Here is a 16065-nt window from a genome sequence, read left to right as displayed (position 1 = left end):
GTTGCAGGTTCCTCGGTTGCAGGTTCCTCGGTTGCAGGTTCCTCGGTTGCAGGTTCCTCGGTTGCAGGTTCCTCGGTTGCGGATTCCTCGGTTGCAGGTTCCTGGCTCATCACTTCTTCGTCGATCGTTTCCGAAACGTCGGCTTCCGTCTCCAGATCGTCGGCCATCGCGTCATCTTCAGGCAATTTGAAATCGCCACCGTCGAGTCGACGTTGGTATTCCGCCCGCAACTCTTCTTCGGTGATTTTCGCCGCGTCGTCTTTGACGAATGTTTCTAGATCGGCAACCAAGTACTCGTAATCAGCGGAATAACGACGATGGAACGCGGGATTTGGCAATTGGTCATTTGGGTCAACCTCTTTACCCGCTTCGTAAACCTTCTTGATTTCCGACTCGGTCGGCGAAGCCTCGGTTTGGTCAATAAAGTCGCGGACCAACAAACCATAAGCGTCCACGGTCGCTTCTTGGTTGAGTTTGAGGAAACTGTTCCATTGTTCGGCGGGAGTCATGATCGGCATTTGGCCGGCGGCGACGGTGGTGAAGCCGTTGCGCTGGTACAAATCGGCAAGCAAGTGGTTGCGAAGTTGTTCGTACAAATGGACGCGGCCCATCTGGTTTCGCGTGCTTTGCATCAAATACCCATCAATTTCGGCATCGCTCATCATGCCGTCGGTGAACGAAGCGAGCCACGCACCGATCGCGGTATCGTCTAGCTCGAAGCCTGATTTTTTGGCTTCTGACGCAAATTGAAGCGTCTTGACGGTCATTCGCTCATTCGGGTTTTCGCTGATCCCCAGCCCTGTGACCCGTTTGTTTTGTGCGTCATACCGAAAACCTGGGGTCTTCGGTATGCCACCGCGGCTAATTGTCTCATCGGCCAATTCACGCAGGAAACGAACGGTCGATTGGTGGTTTCGGGTGAGATAGGCAACGCGGTTCTCGGAAATCGTCTTTCCATCGAAGGTGGCGAGTTGAACTAAATCGCCAGCTCCCTGGTTTCGTTGTAGGTACGTTTGCAGTGCGGGGAGCACGACGAACGAGAACATCGCCAAACCGATCAGCACCACCATCAGTGGTTTGAGGTTTCTGCGGAAAATTTCAAAGGGGCTGTTATTCATGACAGGTTCTTTCTGGCGTCGGGCGGACGAGCCGTGTTTTTGCTTTCCGCGTGAATGTCTAACAAAATGTTTTTTTCTGTGAAATCGCTCTAAAAGTGCGGGCTTGTGAGCATAGAACGAGCGTTTATGTCACACCAGTGATCTTGACAACAAGCCCGGATCGACCAACTCTCTCTCTTTGAGAACCACTTGGCAATCGTTGCAAGCGTGTTGGCAAAGCTGGTTTTGTTGTCAAACTAATCATTCGCAAACCAAGATCGAAAGGGTATCGCCCCCCAATTTCCAGGGTCAAGGCGAGAATCGGTCTGAATTGTGTTTTGTACTGCGTTTTGTTCCTGTTCGTCTAACCCACAACCGCGTCGAATTTTTGTATGGCTAAAAGCACGGGCAAGAGTTTGGTGATCGTTGAATCACCAGCAAAAGCACGCACGATCTCGAAATACCTCGGCAAAGACTACCAAGTTGAAGCGAGTATTGGCCACATTCGCGATCTTCCCGGCGGCGCAAAGGAGGTTCCAGAAAAATTCAAAAAGGAGCCTTGGGCCTACCTTGGTGTTAACACGGACAACGATTTTGAGCCTATTTATATCGTCCCTGCGGATAAGAAAAAGCAGGTCAACAAGCTCAAAGCAGCTCTTAAAGAGGCCGACAGCCTCTATCTGGCGACCGATGAAGACCGCGAAGGGGAAGCGATCAGCTGGCACCTTCACGAGATTTTGAAGCCGAAAGTTCCCGTCTATCGACTCGTATTTCACGAAATCACCAAGCAAGCGATCCAGCACGCGATCGAAACGCCACGCGAAATTGACGCGGGGCTGGTCGACGCCCAAGAAACACGCCGGATTCTCGACCGCCTTTACGGTTACGACGTTTCGCAATTGCTATGGAAAAAAGTCGGCCGAGGCCTCAGTGCTGGCCGTGTCCAAAGTGTCGCAGTCCGTTTGATCGTCCAACGCGAACGTGAACGGATTGCATTCGTCGACGCAACCTATTGGGACTTGGAGGCTGAATTCAAAACCAATAGCAAAGAGAAGTTTACGGCGATGTTGACGTCGGTCGATGGCCAAAAAATCCCGTCTGGAAAAGACTTTGATTCAACCAATGGCCAACTGAAGCGGTCCGGCTTGCTTCAAATGGATGAAAAGGCTGCCACCGATTTGGCCGCACGGCTGCGAACCGAGGATTTCAAAGTCACCTCCGTCGAAGTGAAACCGTATACCGAACGCCCCAAAGCACCGTTCACCACCAGCACGCTACAGCAGGAAGCCAACCGTAAACTTGGTTTCACCGCTCGCCGTGCGATGCAGGCGGCACAAAAGCTTTACGAGAACGGTTATATCACTTACATGCGTACCGACAGCACGACGCTTAGCAGCGAAGCGGTCAACGCAGCTCGAGACTTGGCCAAAAGCGAATACGGCGACTCGTTCTTGCATCCCACCGTTCGAGTGTATGCGAACAAAGTCAAAAACGCTCAAGAGGCTCACGAGGCGATTCGCCCTGCGGGAACCCCGTTCCGTTTGCCGCAAGCGGTTCGGAATGAACTCGATTCGGATCAATACCGCTTGTTTGAACTGATTTGGAAGCGAACGGTCGCTTGCCAAATGGCCGACGCAAAGAAACAGCGAATCGCCGTTACGATCGAAGGTGGCGGAGCCGTCTTTACCGCGTCCGGAACCAGCATTTTGTTCGAAGGTTTCTTGCGGGCTTACGTCGAAGGAAGTGACGATCCCGAAGCCGAATTGGCTAACAAAGAACGCTTGTTGCCCTCGATGAGCAAAAGCGATCCGCTAAATACCGATTTCATCGATCCAAAGAGTCACACGACTCAGCCACCGGCAAGGTTTAGCGAAGCCGCACTGACCCGGACGCTCGAAGAAAAAGGGATTGGTCGGCCGAGTACCTTCGCATCGATTATCGATACAATCCAAAAACGCGATTACGTCTACAAAAAGGGGACTGCATTGGTCCCCAGTTGGACGGCGTTTAGCGTCATTCGGCTACTTGAAACGCACTTCGGAAAGCTGGTTGATTACGAATTTACCGCTCAAATGGAGGATTTTCTCGATACGATCAGCCGCCAGGAAGCGGAACGCTTGGAGTACCTCAAACGGTTCTACTTCGGCGACGGCGCCGAGAATGGCGATAGCGACGCGATTGGCTTGAAGCCGCGACTCGAAAGCAAAGTCGAAGAAATTGATCCACGGACCACTGCCAAGTTTTCACTTGGCATTCCGACCGAGGGTGAACACCGCGAAGAGGTGTTTGTACGAGTTGGAAAATACGGCCCGTTTATTGAGCAAGATGAACGTCGCGGTTCGATTCCCGATGGGCTAGCACCGGACGAGATGAACCTGCAAAAAGCAATGGAATTGCTCGAAGCGAGCGCCGTGGAAGAAGCGCCGATTGGTGTCCATCCGGAAACGAACAAACCGATCTATGTAAAAGTTGGCCGGTTTGGTCCCTATATTCAACTGGGTGAAAACGACGACGAAGAAAAGCGAAACCAATCGCTGCTGAAGGGAATGGAGATCGATGGATTGACGCTTGAATTGGCGTGCAAGCTTTTGGAGTTGCCGCGTACGCTAGGTGATAATCCAGAAAACGGTGAGTCGATTCAAGCGTTCGACGGTCGCTATGGGCCGTATGTCAAGTGCGAAAAGGAAACGCGTTCGCTGCCCGCCGGTGTTTCTCCATTGGAAGTCACCTTGGACGAAGCAATCGCGTTATTGAAACAACCAAAGACACGCGGCCGGGGAACGCCCAAGGAACCACTGCGGAAATTCGACGATCCCTCGCCGATCACCGAAAAAGAAGTCAAAATCTTGGATGGTCGCTACGGGCCGTACGTGACCGATGGCGAAACCAACGCATCGCTGCGGAAGGGAATGGAACCGAAGGAAATGACCTTCGAAGCGGCGCTTGACCTCTTGGCCGAACGCGCCGCCAAGGCTCCGACGAAAAAGAAAAAGAAGGCTGCAAAGAAGAAAACAGCGAAGAAAGCTGCGAAAAAGACTGCGAAAAAGAAGACGGCCAAGAAGAAAACATCCAAGAAAAAAGGGACCGTCAAGAAAGGTTCAGCCAAGGCCGACTGATCGGATTGTGTCCCGCTATCGCGTTGTTGCTCGGCGATTGCTACACTTTCAAGCTCCCAATTCACCTCCCAACCCAATTTTTACCCTATCGAATTAAGAGAATCCTTTATGGCAGGCATCGAACGTGTTCGTGAAATCCGTCGTCTTCGCAAGCGGCGCAAGAAGACTCGTAACCTGATTGATCGAGCAAAGAAAGGGACGATGGAAAAAAGCGAAGTGATTCGTAAGCTCCGCCGACTTACTCCTGGCTCGGAAGTAATCATCGAGCGCGAAGGTCTGAAGGCTTAGTCTTGCCAAGCGGAGCATCTATCGCTCCCTAAACGGTACGCTTTTTGCCTTTTCGTTGCCAATTTGCCATTGGGCCCTGTTGGAATGGACGAGCCTCGCAAACCGCCGATCGAGTTGTCGACGCGGGTTCAAGCCTTGCCAGGAATGGGGGTGACACGCGCCAAGCGGCTTGCAAAACTTGGCCTGAAAACAGCTCAAGACGTCGCTTTCTTTTTACCACGTGACTACGAACGACCGGCACCACCCATGTCGGTCGATCAATTGCGCGAAGGGCAGCCGGCGTCATTGATCGGTACGATCGCCGATGCGGAACTCGTATCGCGGTCACCCGGTAAATCGGTTTTTGGTGCGATCATTCAAAACGAAACAGGGGCCGTTCGCATCCTGTTCTTCAACCAACCGTTTCGTGCCGAGCAGCTTCTCGTTGATCAAAAGGTCATGATTTCGGGCACTCCGAAACTGAATGGGCTACGGATGGAGTTCACTCATCCACAAGTGACCTTGTTCGATTCCGATGAAGAGATCACCAAGCCCAAGATGCTTGCCATCTATCCGTTGACCGAGGGAGTACGCCAAAAGGATTTGCGTTTCCTGGTAGCCGAAGTGCTCGACGCGGTCGAAGACGATTTAGTGGAAGTCATGCCCGAGTCGCTTCGCCAATCGGCGGCTGACCGGCTTCGTGAAGCGGATATCGAGATCCGCGGGGCGTGCCCAACCATTAAGACGGCACTTCGCGATCTTCATCAACCAAACAGCGAACAGTCGATGCTGGCCGCACGAACCCGCCTAGTCTTTCAAGAACTGCTTGCGATGCAGTTGGCACTGGCGATCCGTCGGCGGAAATTGACAAGCGATTTGCAGGCGCCACCGGTCGCGCGGAGTGCAATGATTGATGCACGTATTTTGAATCGGTTTCCGTTTGAATTGACCGCCGATCAAACCCAAGCGATCAAGGAAGTAAGCCATGATATGGCGTGCCAATTTCCGATGAATCGTTTGCTGCAAGGAGACGTTGGTAGTGGTAAGACGGTGGTGGCCGTCTATGCGATGATGTTGGCAGTTGCCAACGGACATCAAGCGGTCATGATGGCGCCGACCGAAGTTCTGGCTCGCCAGCATTTTGCGACATTAGGAAAAATTCTTGAAGGCAGCCGCGTTCGATTGGGATTGTTGTGTGGCTCGTTGGCGAAGTCAGAACGAGCTGAGACGATTCGCGCCACGGCGGTTGGTGAGATCGATATTTTGGTGGGCACGCAAGCGTTGCTGTATGGTGATATTCAATTCAGTAAGCTTAGTTTGTGCGTGATTGACGAACAGCACAAATTTGGCGTTGGCCAACGAGTTGCACTTCGAAGTGGCGGAGTCGATCCACATTATTTGGTCATGTCCGCAACGCCGATTCCTCGATCGATGGCGATGACGTTGTTTGGTGATGTTGAGCTAAGTACGCTTCGCCAGAAACCACCGGGGCGTGCCGCAGTGAATACATATTTGGCACACGACGGTTGGAAAGATCGTTGGTGGACGTTCGTTCGTGAGCGGTTGAGGGAAGGTCGTCAAGCGTTTGTTGTTGCTCCGCGAGTGATGGCGTCGACCGACGAGGAAGTGGATGACGAAACGGGCGAAGACATCTCGTCGGTCGAAACGGTGTACCGTGATTTGAGTGAAAAGACGCTGTCCGACTTTCGCATTGCATTGTTGCATGGCCGGATGCGACCTGAAGAAAAGCTCGAAACGATGAAGGCGTTTGCGGAAGGTGAATCCGATGTGCTCGTCAGTACCACGGTGATCGAAGTGGGGATCGACGTACCCAACGCCACGGTGATGACGATTCTGGGGGCCGAGCGTTTTGGGCTGGCTCAATTGCACCAACTACGTGGCCGAATCTCACGAGGATCGCACGCAGGGCATGTTTGCGTGTTCACGGACGGTGAATTACCACCGAGCGAAAATGAACGTTTGAAATTACTGGAACAAACCGATGATGGTTTCGAGTTGGCCGAAGCCGATTTTCGGCTTCGTGGACCGGGGGATTTGTTGGGACCAAGACAAAGCGGGTTGCCACCACTGCGGATTGCCCATCCGAGTCGCGATATCGACATTTTGATTGTCGCCCGAGCGGTCGCTCAGCAGATGATTGATGAGGATCCCGATCTCGAATCGCCCGAAATTAGCCTGCTCAAGGCTCAAGTGATGCGGCGATACGGGAAGCGACTCGATCTAGGGGATGTCGCATGACGACTACACGAAACTAGGCATTGCCATTATGTTGGTCGCCTGGTGGCCGAAGTTTTTTAGTCTCTTTATCGAAAGAAAGCGAATCGAATGGCGTCTTATGATGTGCTTGGTGTTGGGAACGCGTTGGTCGATATCCAAGCGAAAGTGGAAGATGCGATCTTAAGCGAACTCGGATTCGACAAAGGGGTCATGACGCTTGTTGACGATGAAAAACAGCGTTCGGTTTTGCATCGTCTCAATGGTCATCCGCTGAATTGTTGTGCAGGCGGATCGGTTGCCAATTCGATCGTCGCTCTCGCGGAGTTTGGTGGTTCTGGGGCATTCATTGGAAAAATCGGCCGCGACGATGTTGGCGAATCGTTCCTCCGTGATATGCGTGATATTGGCGTATCGGTTGATCTTGAGCCGACCGATGCGTTGCGAACCGGAACATCGGCTGTGTTGATCACGGGTGATGCGCAACGCACAATGCTGACAAACCTTGGTGCATCGGTAACTTTAGATGCCGATGATATTGACGAAACCATGATCAAGGCGGCGAAGTACGTTTACGTCGAAGGTTACCTGCTTACCGGTGAAAAGACCAAGGCGTCTGCTTACCGTGCAATGGAATTGGCCAAAGACAACGGAGTGAAGGTGGCGTTCACAGCTTCGGACCCATTCTTGGTCAACATGATTCGTGACGAAATTTGGGATTTGATCACGGGGCCAGTCGATTTGTTCTTCTGCAACGAAGAAGAAGCAAAGAGTCTCACCGGAGAAGACGATCCGATCGCATGTGCTGCGACGATCCATGATCATGCGGAAAACGTCGCTCTGACCCTAGGGCCCAAAGGCTCGATCGTGATGCACGGTGGTGAGTCGTTCCCGATCGAAGGGGTCAAGGCCAATGCAATCGATACCACCGGTGCCGGCGACATGTATGCAGGGGCCTTGCTTTTCGGAATCACAAACGGAATGGATTGGCGGCAATCCGGCCACCTCGCATCGCAGGCGGCCGCCCGAGTGGTCTCGCAAATGGGCGCGAGATTGGAGAACAAATTCACACAAGAAGAGATCGAAAGCCTCAGCAAGCTAGGCTAGCGAACCGATTTCAAACCGTGAGCCCGCCGAAGAACACCGAGCTGTCCGGCGTGGATTCCTTCGTGGATGGGGCAGAACAAGACCGCACCGAGCTTATTTGGAAATGCGGCATAAGGCATGTCGATCGGCTCGAGTAACGCCGAGGGTTCCACTTCGCTAAGTACTTGAAGCGAATCAGCGTGGACTTTCGCGAATCGTTCGAGAAGTTCGTCGGGCGATGGTTGACTTGATGGGTCCGCGTTGGGCGCTGATTCACGGCCATAGGCTTTGCGGAATCTGCTAGGAATCAAATCGAGGTCATCTGGTTGTCGGCCACGGATGCGAAACATCAGTAGTCCGTATTGGCTGACCGTTAGATGCCCGACTTGCCATGCAATGTGTGTTGGTAAACCTTCGGGAATGGTGAACCATAAATCACGCGGCGTATTTTCGAGCAGCTCGAGCGTATAGTTTCGCGCGAATTGGATTTGGCCGATCGCCCCGCGCAACATCACGGCTGCATCGGACGGGCTCGGGATGGCGGGGGGGGAAGTCGAAGTGGTATTCATGGCCAAGATCATACCAGGATCTTAGCCAGCTGCCTTCTTGCCAGCTGACGGTTTCTTTCTCGCCGGTTTTGCGACCAAGCGGAGCTCAGGCATCACGGACCGGCCACCATGAAACGTGCGGCGACTTTCAATCGTGTGGTCGAAAACGAACGCTCCGTGCTCGATCCCCGCCCGAGGTGAAACTCGCAAAATCGCCGGATGACCGCATTCGCAACAACGAACACGGAGCCCATGGCCGTCAAGTAGCGAGTGAACCGACTGGGCCATCTGCTGGTTCTGTTCCAGTGAACCGAACGAACGCCCGGCAAGTTTTTGTAAATGGGATTGAATCGCCAAGCGGATTGATCGCTGCAATCGATTCAGTTCCCGCTCAAGGTCTTCGATCGCAGCACCGCCGAGCGTCTCGTCCTCAGCCGGGGAGCCGTCGATTGGGGAGCTGGTGGCTTCCGTCTCGGGCGTCATCTGGTCCGAGCCATGTTCACCCTCTTTGCTGGGCTCACCCTCTTGGGGCGGTTGGGAGGGGGGGGGATCGGGGTGAGACATCAAAACCTGCTGCGTCCTCGGCGAATAAAAACTTGCGAAAAGGTAAACAAGGGTTCACATTCGGGATGTGTCTGGTGTTTTTTTGAATCGCTCTCTAGACGAGTTTATACAAATTGTATAAACTGTCCAGGTAGGAAAGTGGGAATTGTTGAAAGGGAAGTTCGTCGGGGGGCCGGGTTCAGCGTCGGGGGGACGGGTTCAGCGTCGGGGGGCTGGGGTAAACAGCAACCGGGGCATTTGGACCAAACGGAAAAGTCCCGCCACAGATCGGATGTTTCTCTTGGAAGTAGCCGAGTCAACATGGCGTCCGATGGCAGGATTTACTACTGTCGACAAAACCTATCGTTACACCTTTATTCCTTGTTAGCTTCGAAATACGCCATGTCGGTCAATCAGCAAACCGTTGAGGAAACCAAAGCTCAAATCCGGTCGTTGGTCAACGAGATCGCCGCGCTCGCTAAATCGGGTGCGACTGCGGATGAGTTTTACCCCGAGCTATTGTCGCGAATTATCACTGCGTTGGCCGCTGCCGGCGGTGCCATTTGGCTGCTCGATGAAGACCGTCATTTGCGGCTTCAGTACCAAATCAATGCCGAACCATCGATCTTGGCTACCGATACCGACGATGCGACGCGGCACACACGATTGATTCAGCGGGTTGCCAATACGGGGCAATCGCTGATCGTGCCCCCTTATTCGGGAACAACCGATGGGGAAGCCGAAGGCAATCCGACACGTTATCTACTCGTGCTTGGGGCCCTCAAGCATGACGAGCAACAGGACGGCTTAATCGAGGTCTTTCAGCGTCCCGATACGGCCCCCGATACCCAACGGGGTTACCTTCGGTTTGTTCAACAAATGTGCGAACTGGCGGCCGATTGGTTACGAGGCCAAAAGTTGCAGAAGCTTGGTGATCGCCAAACGCTTTGGCAGCAATCGGATGCCTTTGCTCGTGCTGCACATGAATCGCTTGACTTAATGGAAACAGCCCATATCGTCGCCAACGAAGGACGCCGTTTGATCGGATGCGACCGCGTGAGCGTGGCGATTAAGAAAGGACGCAAATGCACGGTCAAGGCAATCAGTGGGCAAGACACGATTGAGAGCCGATCGAACATTGTTACGGCGCTCAACCAATTGGCAACACGAGTCGTCGCAGCAGGCGAACCTCTTTGGCATGATGGGTCGACCGAAGATTTGCCTCCTCAAATTGAAGAGGCTCTTGAGGACTACGTCGACCAGTCGTACGGTCGAAACATTGCTGTCTTGCCGCTACGCGAACCCCAGCGCAAACTTGGAGCGGAAGAAGACACGGGTGCGGCGGGCGAGATTGATCGTGACAACGCGCACCGTGGCGAAGTGATCGGCGCGTTGATCGTTGAACAAATCGAGAGCAACATTCCCGAAGATGTTTTCCATGCTCGTTGCGATTTGGTATACGAGCATGGCACTCGCGCGATCGCAAACTCGATGACGCATAGCAACTTGTTCTTGATGCCCGTTTGGCGTGCCATCGGTCGGGCGACTTGGGTGCTCCGAGCTCGGACGTTGCCGAAAACACTTGGCGTGTTGGCATTGATTACCGGCATATTGCTCGGTTTGTACTTCTTCCCCAAAGACTTCAACCTGGAGGCCGAAGGGACGCTAACACCTGAAGTTCGACGCGAGATTTTTGCACCGATTGATGGTGAGGTGATCGAAGTACTGGTCGATCACAATAAGCCAGTCCAAGCGGGGCAAGAATTGATTCGTCTTCGCAACCGTGATATGGAAATCCAACTGACTGACATCGAAGGCCAAATTCAAACCACGTTAGCAGAGAAGGCTCGCGTGCAAGGTCAATTGACGCAGCAGCGAAAACTCGAACCGTCTGACATTCGCGCGTTGCAGGGTGAATTGAATGAACTCGATACGAAACGGGAAGTGCTGCTCGCGAAGCGACAATTGTTAGTCGAACGTGCCGATCAATTGATCATTCGTTCGCCAATCGATGGCGTTGTGACATCGTGGGATGTCGAAAAGATGCTTCGTAGTCGTCCGATTTCAACTGGACAAGTTTTATTGGAAGTGGCCGATTTGACCCAGCCATTGTTCTTGAAGTTGGAATTGCCTGAGAAACGCGAAGGGCATCTCGATGCGTACATCACTAATGAAAAGACGGACCAATTGGATGTGACTTACATCTTGGCGACCGACCCGGATGTGCAGTTGGAGGCCAAGTTGCCAGTCGCCGATATCTCGGCGCGAGCCGAACCGAATGAAGAACACGGTGCGGTGATTTTGATGGAAGCCAAGCCTGATCAAGAGAAGCTTCGCGAGTTGCTGCCGCGTCCGGGGGCAAAAGTGATTGCCAAAGTTCGCTGTGGTCGCCGAGCCAGCGGGTTCGTGTTCTTTCATGAAATCGTCGAATGGTGCCATAAGTTCTTCTTCTAAAAACACGTCCTCCTTTTTCCGTTGTCGACTCGATCTAATCCTTTGGAGCCTCTGCTTGTGAAACCGTTTATCTTTGGCTGTCTAGCGTTCATGGCCTTGCCAATCCCCGCGATAGCGCAAAATAGCTTCACCCAGTCCAATTTTGGTCAGCCATCCACCTCTGCCAATTCGGGTGAAATTCGCGCCGAAAACTGCATGGTCAAAATTATCAACAGTGTCGACGTTCCAGCCGAAGTTGAGGGGAAGTTGATGGAGCTTAAGTTTGAAGAAGGAGCGACGGTTGCCGCCGGAGACATTTTGGCGATCATCGATGACACACAAGCGAATTTCGGCGTCGAGCTAAAGAAAGCCGAAGAGAAAGAGGCTTTGTTGAATGCGACGAACGAAGTCAACTTAGAGGACGCACGGAACAGTGAAAAGTTGGCACGCGCCGAAGCGGAGGCATACGCGGAACTGCGCCGCGAAGGAGCCATTCCGTTTTGGGAACTCGAAAAGAAACGGCTCGAAGCAGAGCGTGGGAAACTGAAAATCGAGGTTTCCGAAATGCAAATTCAAATTGCTAAGGTGCAATTCAAAGGGAAAGAAACCGAACGAGAGATGGCCGAGGCGCAACTTAAAAAGTATCGCATCTCGGCTCCGTTCGATGGATTTATCGAGACGCGGTTTGCCCAGTTCGGCGGCTGGGTGCAGCCCGGAACGCCAATTGCAAAACTGGTCCAACTTGACAAATTACGAGTCGAAGGTGACATCGACGCGCTTCGCTATCCTGGACAAGTTACTCGCGGGACACCCGTCGAAGTGCTGGTCTATCGCGAAGCGAATAGTGATAACGCGATGTCGCTTCAAGGCAAAATCGACTTTGTCAGTAGTGAGATCGATTTGCGAAACCGATACCGTGTTTGGGTCGAAATTCGAAACCAACAACAAGGCGAAGACTGGACAATCAAACCCGGGATGCGAGCCGAAATTATTGTTAAACCATAGATCGCCTTCATCGGGGAACTTAAGGTGAGTTCCCTGGCTCTAAAGCTTTAGCCCGAGGCTCGTGCGTGATCGTGCGTCGCGGTTTGTCTCCATAAACGTCACCGCTTACTTTTTAAACTTTCTTCGATGCCAAGTCTTGCCGAATCTCTCGTTAGCAGTTCATCGCGTGCGCTCACGGTGCGCAAGCGGCCTGACTTGACGTCGAGTCGACATCGCTATCAGGGGACGGGATATTGGGTTGTTAAAGAGCCCGTGGGATTGCAGTATTTTCGTTTTCACGACGAAGAGTACTACATTCTCAATATGCTCGATGGTCACGTCAGTCTGCAACAGATCAAGGATGGTTTTGAGCAGCGGTTCGCTCCGCAAAAAATCACTTTCGGTGACTTGCAGCAATTTATTGGAATGCTGCACCGTAGCGGGCTCGTGATCAGCAATTCGCCCGGCCAGGGAAAAGCACTGCGTGAACGTGGTCGCAAAAAGAAAAACAAGGAAATGATGGGCAAAGTCTCCAATGTCTTTGCGCTAAGGTTCCGAGGGTTTGACCCTGAAAAAATTCTGAACGCAATTTTGCCTTGGCTCGGTTGGGTGTTCACCGTTCCTGCGCTGTTGTTTTTTATTGGACTGTTCGGCTGTGCGGGCTTGCTGTTGGCTAGCCAATACGAAACGGTCTACGCGAAATTGCCAACGTTTCAACAATTTTTCGCTGCTGACCGGTGGCTGATTTTGGCGGTCACGATGGGAATTGTGAAAGTGCTTCACGAATTCGGGCACGGGCTAAGTTGTAAGAAATTCGGCGGTGAATGTCACGAAATCGGCTTCATGCTGTTGGTGTTCACTCCGTGTTTGTATTGCAACGTGTCTGACTCGTGGATGTTGCCTAACAAATGGAAACGTGTCTGGATCGGTGCAGCCGGAATCTATGTTGAAATGGTTTTGGCTTCCATCGCCGCGTTTGTTTGGTGGTTTTCCGAACAGGGAACCACTATCAACGATTTGTGTTTGAACATGATGTTCCTGAATGCCGTTTCAACGTTGCTCGTCAACGGAAACCCGTTGCTTCGGTTTGACGGTTATTACATTTTGATGGATGCTCTGGAGATTCCGAACCTTCGTCAAAAGAGTACCGAAGTATTGAAGCGTTGGTTTCAAGAGACGTGCCTTGGTTTGGAGCTTCAAGACGATCCGTTCATGCCGACTCGGGGTAAGTTGTGGTTCGGGATGTTTACGGTCGCCAGTGTGATTTATCGCTGGGTCGTGGTCTTCTCGATTTGCTGGTTCGTCATCAAAGTGCTCGAACCATACGGGCTTCAAGCGATTGGCCGGATGGTTGCGGTTGTTGGGTTTTTTGGGCTGGTCGCACAACCGATCATTCAAACCTGGAAATTCTGTCGTACTCCTGGGAGATTATCAAAAGTGAAACGAGGTCGCCTTCTGGCTACGCTGGCGATTGTGGGAGCAATCCTCGCCGGTGTTGCCTATATCCCCTTCCCTCATCATGTCGATTGTGCGTTTGAGATTCGTCCAAGCAAAGCGGGCGCCGTTTACGCAGGGTCGCCCGGCCGAATTCAATGGACCGTTGAGCCAGGGACGATTGTGCACGTCAATGACAAGATTGCAGTGCTGGAGAATCCGGACCTTCAAATCCGTATGGCTGATCTTCGCGGCGAAGAGGAAGTTGCGTCGGTGAAGTTGAGAAATATGTCGCTGCGAAGTCGCGATGATTATGCGCTCAAAGCACAAATTGAAACGCAAGCGGAACTGCTCCATTCGATCCGTGACTTGAAAGCCAAAACGCAAGAAGAACTCGATCGGCTGGTCGTATTGGCAAAGCAGGATGGGCATGTCTTGCCGCCACCGATCAAGAAACCGCAGGAAGCGGGTGACGGTCGTTTGCCTGGATGGTCTGGAACACCGCTGGATGAACGTAACCGCGGAGCGATGTTGACAGCGGATGATTTGATTTGCGAGATAGGTAAACCCGATGAATTCGAAGCCGTATTGGTGATCGACCAAGGGGACGTGCAATTGGTTCGTGAAGGCCAATCGGTTGACATGAAACTTGACTCGCGGAGACTCGAAACGTTTACCGGGGTGATTGCCGAAAAGTCGAATGATCCGCTCAAAGCAGCCTCGACTTCGATGGCTAGCCAAACGGGCGGCGATTTACAAACAGAGATTGATCCGCGCACCGGAGCGATCAAGCCACGCAGCGTTTCCTACCAGGCTCGCGTGCCACTTGATCCAAGCGAATTGCCGTTCCGACCCGGGTATCGTGGCAGTGCGAAGGTGCATGTCGATCCGATGTCGCTTGGGCAGCGGTTGTGGCGAGTGATTGCGAAGACATTTAACTTTGAGTTTTAAAAAATACTGACATTGATCGCACGACCAAACTACGCATCTTTCGTCGTTTAACATTGGATTGAAAACAACACCTTATTTTTAGATCGAACATCGTTGTCTCACGTTGCAGCAGCGGACGGTATTGATAGGATGGCAGCATTCCTACAAAAAAGTCGGCATGCTTGCAGCGAAAATGCAATTCGGGCGGCACGCCATGAGATAACCTTTTGTTTTTTCGCCCCTCACTCGTTCTCGATCGTTTGTAACACGAGAGCGTTTAAAATCTTCCTCAACTTTTTGGAGAAACTTGACAGATGGCAGACGACACCAAGACGACCGACGCAGCACAGCCCGAAGCGGCTGCGACTCCGGCCGAGGCTGCTCAAACACCACCTCAACAACCCGTTCAAGTTCAAGTGAACGATGACAACGCGATGGCAACTTATGCCAATTTCTGCCGCGTCACCGGTTCGCCTGAAGAACTGATCGTCGACTTCGGTTTGAATCCACAACCGATTGGCGTGCCGAAGGAGCCGATCCAAGTTAAGCAACGTATCATCGTGAATTTCTTTACCGCGAAGCGTTTGCTTGCCGCCCTTCAAATGTCAGTCGCTCGCCATGAATCGGTTTTTGGCGTTTTGGAAACGGACATCAACAAGCGAGTTCGTCCGGGGCTACAACAACAGCAACCTCCGCAAAAGAGCTAGTCACTTTTGCTGGAAATTTTCTGCTAAACGAAGCCGCGTTGCCCCCACTTGGGTTGCGCGGCTTCTTTCGTTTTCACTTCTTCCAACAGCTTGTCCATCATGCAATACCCTATTGAGCTTCGCTTTAAACTCATGACCTTTGGTCAACGGATTACTGCGACCGACGCGACCGGCAATGTGTTGATGTATATCAAGCAGAAAATGTTCAAGTTGAAAGAGAACGTTCAGATATACAGCGATGAAAAGCAAACGAGCCAGATATTCCAAATTGCGTCGGATCGGATCATTGACTTTTCGGCTAATTATCACTTCACCGATGCCCAAGGAAACGATTGGGGCGCAGTGCGACGCAAAGGGATGCGGTCACTTTGGTCGGCCCACTACGAGATTATGCAGGACGACGCGGTCGACATGACGATCAGCGAAGAGAGTCCGGTGAAGAAAGTGTTTGAGAGCATCTTGGGTGAGATCCCTGTGATTGGCTTTGTTGCAGCGATGTTACTCAATCCGAGCTACATCGTTTGCCGACCCGACGGCACGCAGTTGCTTCGGCTCACCAAGAAACCCGCCGTGTTTGAAGGAAAGTTTGTTCTCGAAAAACTGAGCGACATCCCCGAGGATGACGAGCTTCGATCGCTACTCGCACTGATCATGATGGTGTTGCTTGAGCGTGGACGCGGATAAT

Annotated in this window: 11 protein-coding genes and 1 pseudogene; 9 read left to right on the top strand and 3 right to left on the bottom strand. The window is 52.4% G+C overall.

What is annotated here, in order from left to right; genetic code table 11:
* A pseudogene (locus CA13_RS35000) lies at positions 1 to 1118 on the bottom strand (hypothetical protein); the annotation flags it as partial.
* A gap of 371 nt (positions 1119 to 1489) precedes the next feature.
* On the opposite strand from CA13_RS35000, the gene topA reads away from it, so the two are divergent.
* The 4 genes from topA (at position 1490) to CA13_RS10680 (ending at position 7822) form a co-directional block, all read left to right on the top strand.
* Complete coding sequence (gene topA / locus CA13_RS10695; RefSeq protein ID WP_146396221.1) at positions 1490 to 4213, top strand: type I DNA topoisomerase; 2724 nt, start codon at positions 1490 to 1492, stop codon at positions 4211 to 4213.
* Between the two features lie 108 nt (positions 4214 to 4321).
* Positions 4322 to 4501, top strand: coding sequence for a DUF6800 family protein (locus tag CA13_RS10690; RefSeq protein ID WP_146396218.1), 180 nt, complete (start codon positions 4322 to 4324; stop codon positions 4499 to 4501).
* An 84-nt stretch (positions 4502 to 4585) separates the two neighbouring features.
* Positions 4586 to 6739 carry an ATP-dependent DNA helicase RecG gene (gene recG, locus CA13_RS10685; protein ID WP_146396215.1) on the top strand — a complete coding sequence of 718 codons (2154 nt, stop codon included), beginning with the start codon at positions 4586 to 4588 and terminating at the stop codon, positions 6737 to 6739.
* An 87-nt stretch (positions 6740 to 6826) separates the two neighbouring features.
* Positions 6827 to 7822, top strand: a complete 996-nt coding sequence (locus CA13_RS10680; RefSeq protein WP_146396214.1) for an adenosine kinase — start codon at positions 6827 to 6829, stop codon at positions 7820 to 7822.
* Here CA13_RS10680 and CA13_RS10675 read toward each other — a convergent pair.
* Entirely contained in the window at positions 7819 to 8370 is a 552-nt protein-coding gene (locus CA13_RS10675; RefSeq protein WP_419194176.1) for a DinB family protein, read from the bottom strand. The genes CA13_RS10680 and CA13_RS10675 overlap by 4 nt on opposite strands.
* A gap of 21 nt (positions 8371 to 8391) precedes the next feature.
* On the bottom strand, positions 8392 to 8913 hold the full coding sequence (locus CA13_RS10670; RefSeq protein WP_419194175.1) for a hypothetical protein: 522 nt from the start codon (positions 8911 to 8913) through the stop codon (positions 8392 to 8394).
* Between the two features lie 381 nt (positions 8914 to 9294).
* Here CA13_RS10670 and CA13_RS10665 point away from each other — a divergent pair, with 381 nt between their 5' ends.
* From CA13_RS10665 to CA13_RS10645, 5 genes are all read left to right on the top strand, one after another.
* Positions 9295 to 11346, top strand: a complete 2052-nt coding sequence (locus CA13_RS10665; RefSeq protein ID WP_146396211.1) for an HlyD family efflux transporter periplasmic adaptor subunit — start codon at positions 9295 to 9297, stop codon at positions 11344 to 11346.
* Positions 11347 to 11403: 57 nt separating this feature from the next.
* Entirely contained in the window at positions 11404 to 12330 is a 927-nt protein-coding gene (locus CA13_RS10660; protein ID WP_419194174.1) for an efflux RND transporter periplasmic adaptor subunit, read from the top strand.
* Between the two features lie 126 nt (positions 12331 to 12456).
* Positions 12457 to 14694 carry a hemolysin D gene (locus tag CA13_RS10655; RefSeq protein WP_419194173.1) on the top strand — a complete coding sequence of 746 codons (2238 nt, stop codon included), beginning with the start codon at positions 12457 to 12459 and terminating at the stop codon, positions 14692 to 14694.
* A 293-nt stretch (positions 14695 to 14987) separates the two neighbouring features.
* Positions 14988 to 15380, top strand: coding sequence for a DUF3467 domain-containing protein (locus CA13_RS10650; RefSeq protein WP_146396208.1), 393 nt, complete (start codon positions 14988 to 14990; stop codon positions 15378 to 15380).
* Positions 15381 to 15479: 99 nt separating this feature from the next.
* Positions 15480 to 16064 (top strand): LURP-one-related family protein, encoded by a 585-nt coding sequence (locus CA13_RS10645; protein WP_146396206.1) that lies wholly within the window; start codon positions 15480 to 15482, stop codon positions 16062 to 16064.
* Position 16065 lies beyond the last annotated feature (1 nt).

Origin of the sequence: Novipirellula herctigrandis (assembly GCA_007859835.1) — a bacterium.
GTDB classification, from domain to species: Bacteria; Planctomycetota; Planctomycetia; order Pirellulales; family Pirellulaceae; genus Novipirellula_A; species Novipirellula_A herctigrandis.
Note: the sequence above shows the minus strand (reverse complement) of the source record. Positions and strands in the feature narration are given on the sequence as shown.

Excerpts from the sequence above, each read along its gene's own strand:
- topA (WP_146396221.1), top strand. The coding sequence starts at position 1,490 with ATGGCTAAAAGCACGGGCAAGAGTTTGGTGATCGTTGAATCACCAGCA.
- CA13_RS10655 (WP_419194173.1), top strand. The coding sequence starts at position 12,457 with ATGCCAAGTCTTGCCGAATCTCTCGTTAGCAGTTCATCGCGTGCGCTC.
- CA13_RS10690 (WP_146396218.1), top strand. The coding sequence starts at position 4,322 with ATGGCAGGCATCGAACGTGTTCGTGAAATCCGTCGTCTTCGCAAGCGG.
- CA13_RS10665 (WP_146396211.1), top strand. The coding sequence starts at position 9,295 with ATGTCGGTCAATCAGCAAACCGTTGAGGAAACCAAAGCTCAAATCCGG.
- CA13_RS10645 (WP_146396206.1), top strand. The coding sequence starts at position 15,480 with ATGCAATACCCTATTGAGCTTCGCTTTAAACTCATGACCTTTGGTCAA.
- CA13_RS10670 (WP_419194175.1), bottom strand. The coding sequence starts at position 8,913 with ATGTCTCACCCCGATCCCCCCCCCTCCCAACCGCCCCAAGAGGGTGAG.
- CA13_RS10675 (WP_419194176.1), bottom strand. The coding sequence starts at position 8,370 with ATGAATACCACTTCGACTTCCCCCCCCGCCATCCCGAGCCCGTCCGAT.
- recG (WP_146396215.1), top strand. The coding sequence starts at position 4,586 with ATGGACGAGCCTCGCAAACCGCCGATCGAGTTGTCGACGCGGGTTCAA.
- CA13_RS10680 (WP_146396214.1), top strand. The coding sequence starts at position 6,827 with ATGGCGTCTTATGATGTGCTTGGTGTTGGGAACGCGTTGGTCGATATC.
- CA13_RS10650 (WP_146396208.1), top strand. The coding sequence starts at position 14,988 with ATGGCAGACGACACCAAGACGACCGACGCAGCACAGCCCGAAGCGGCT.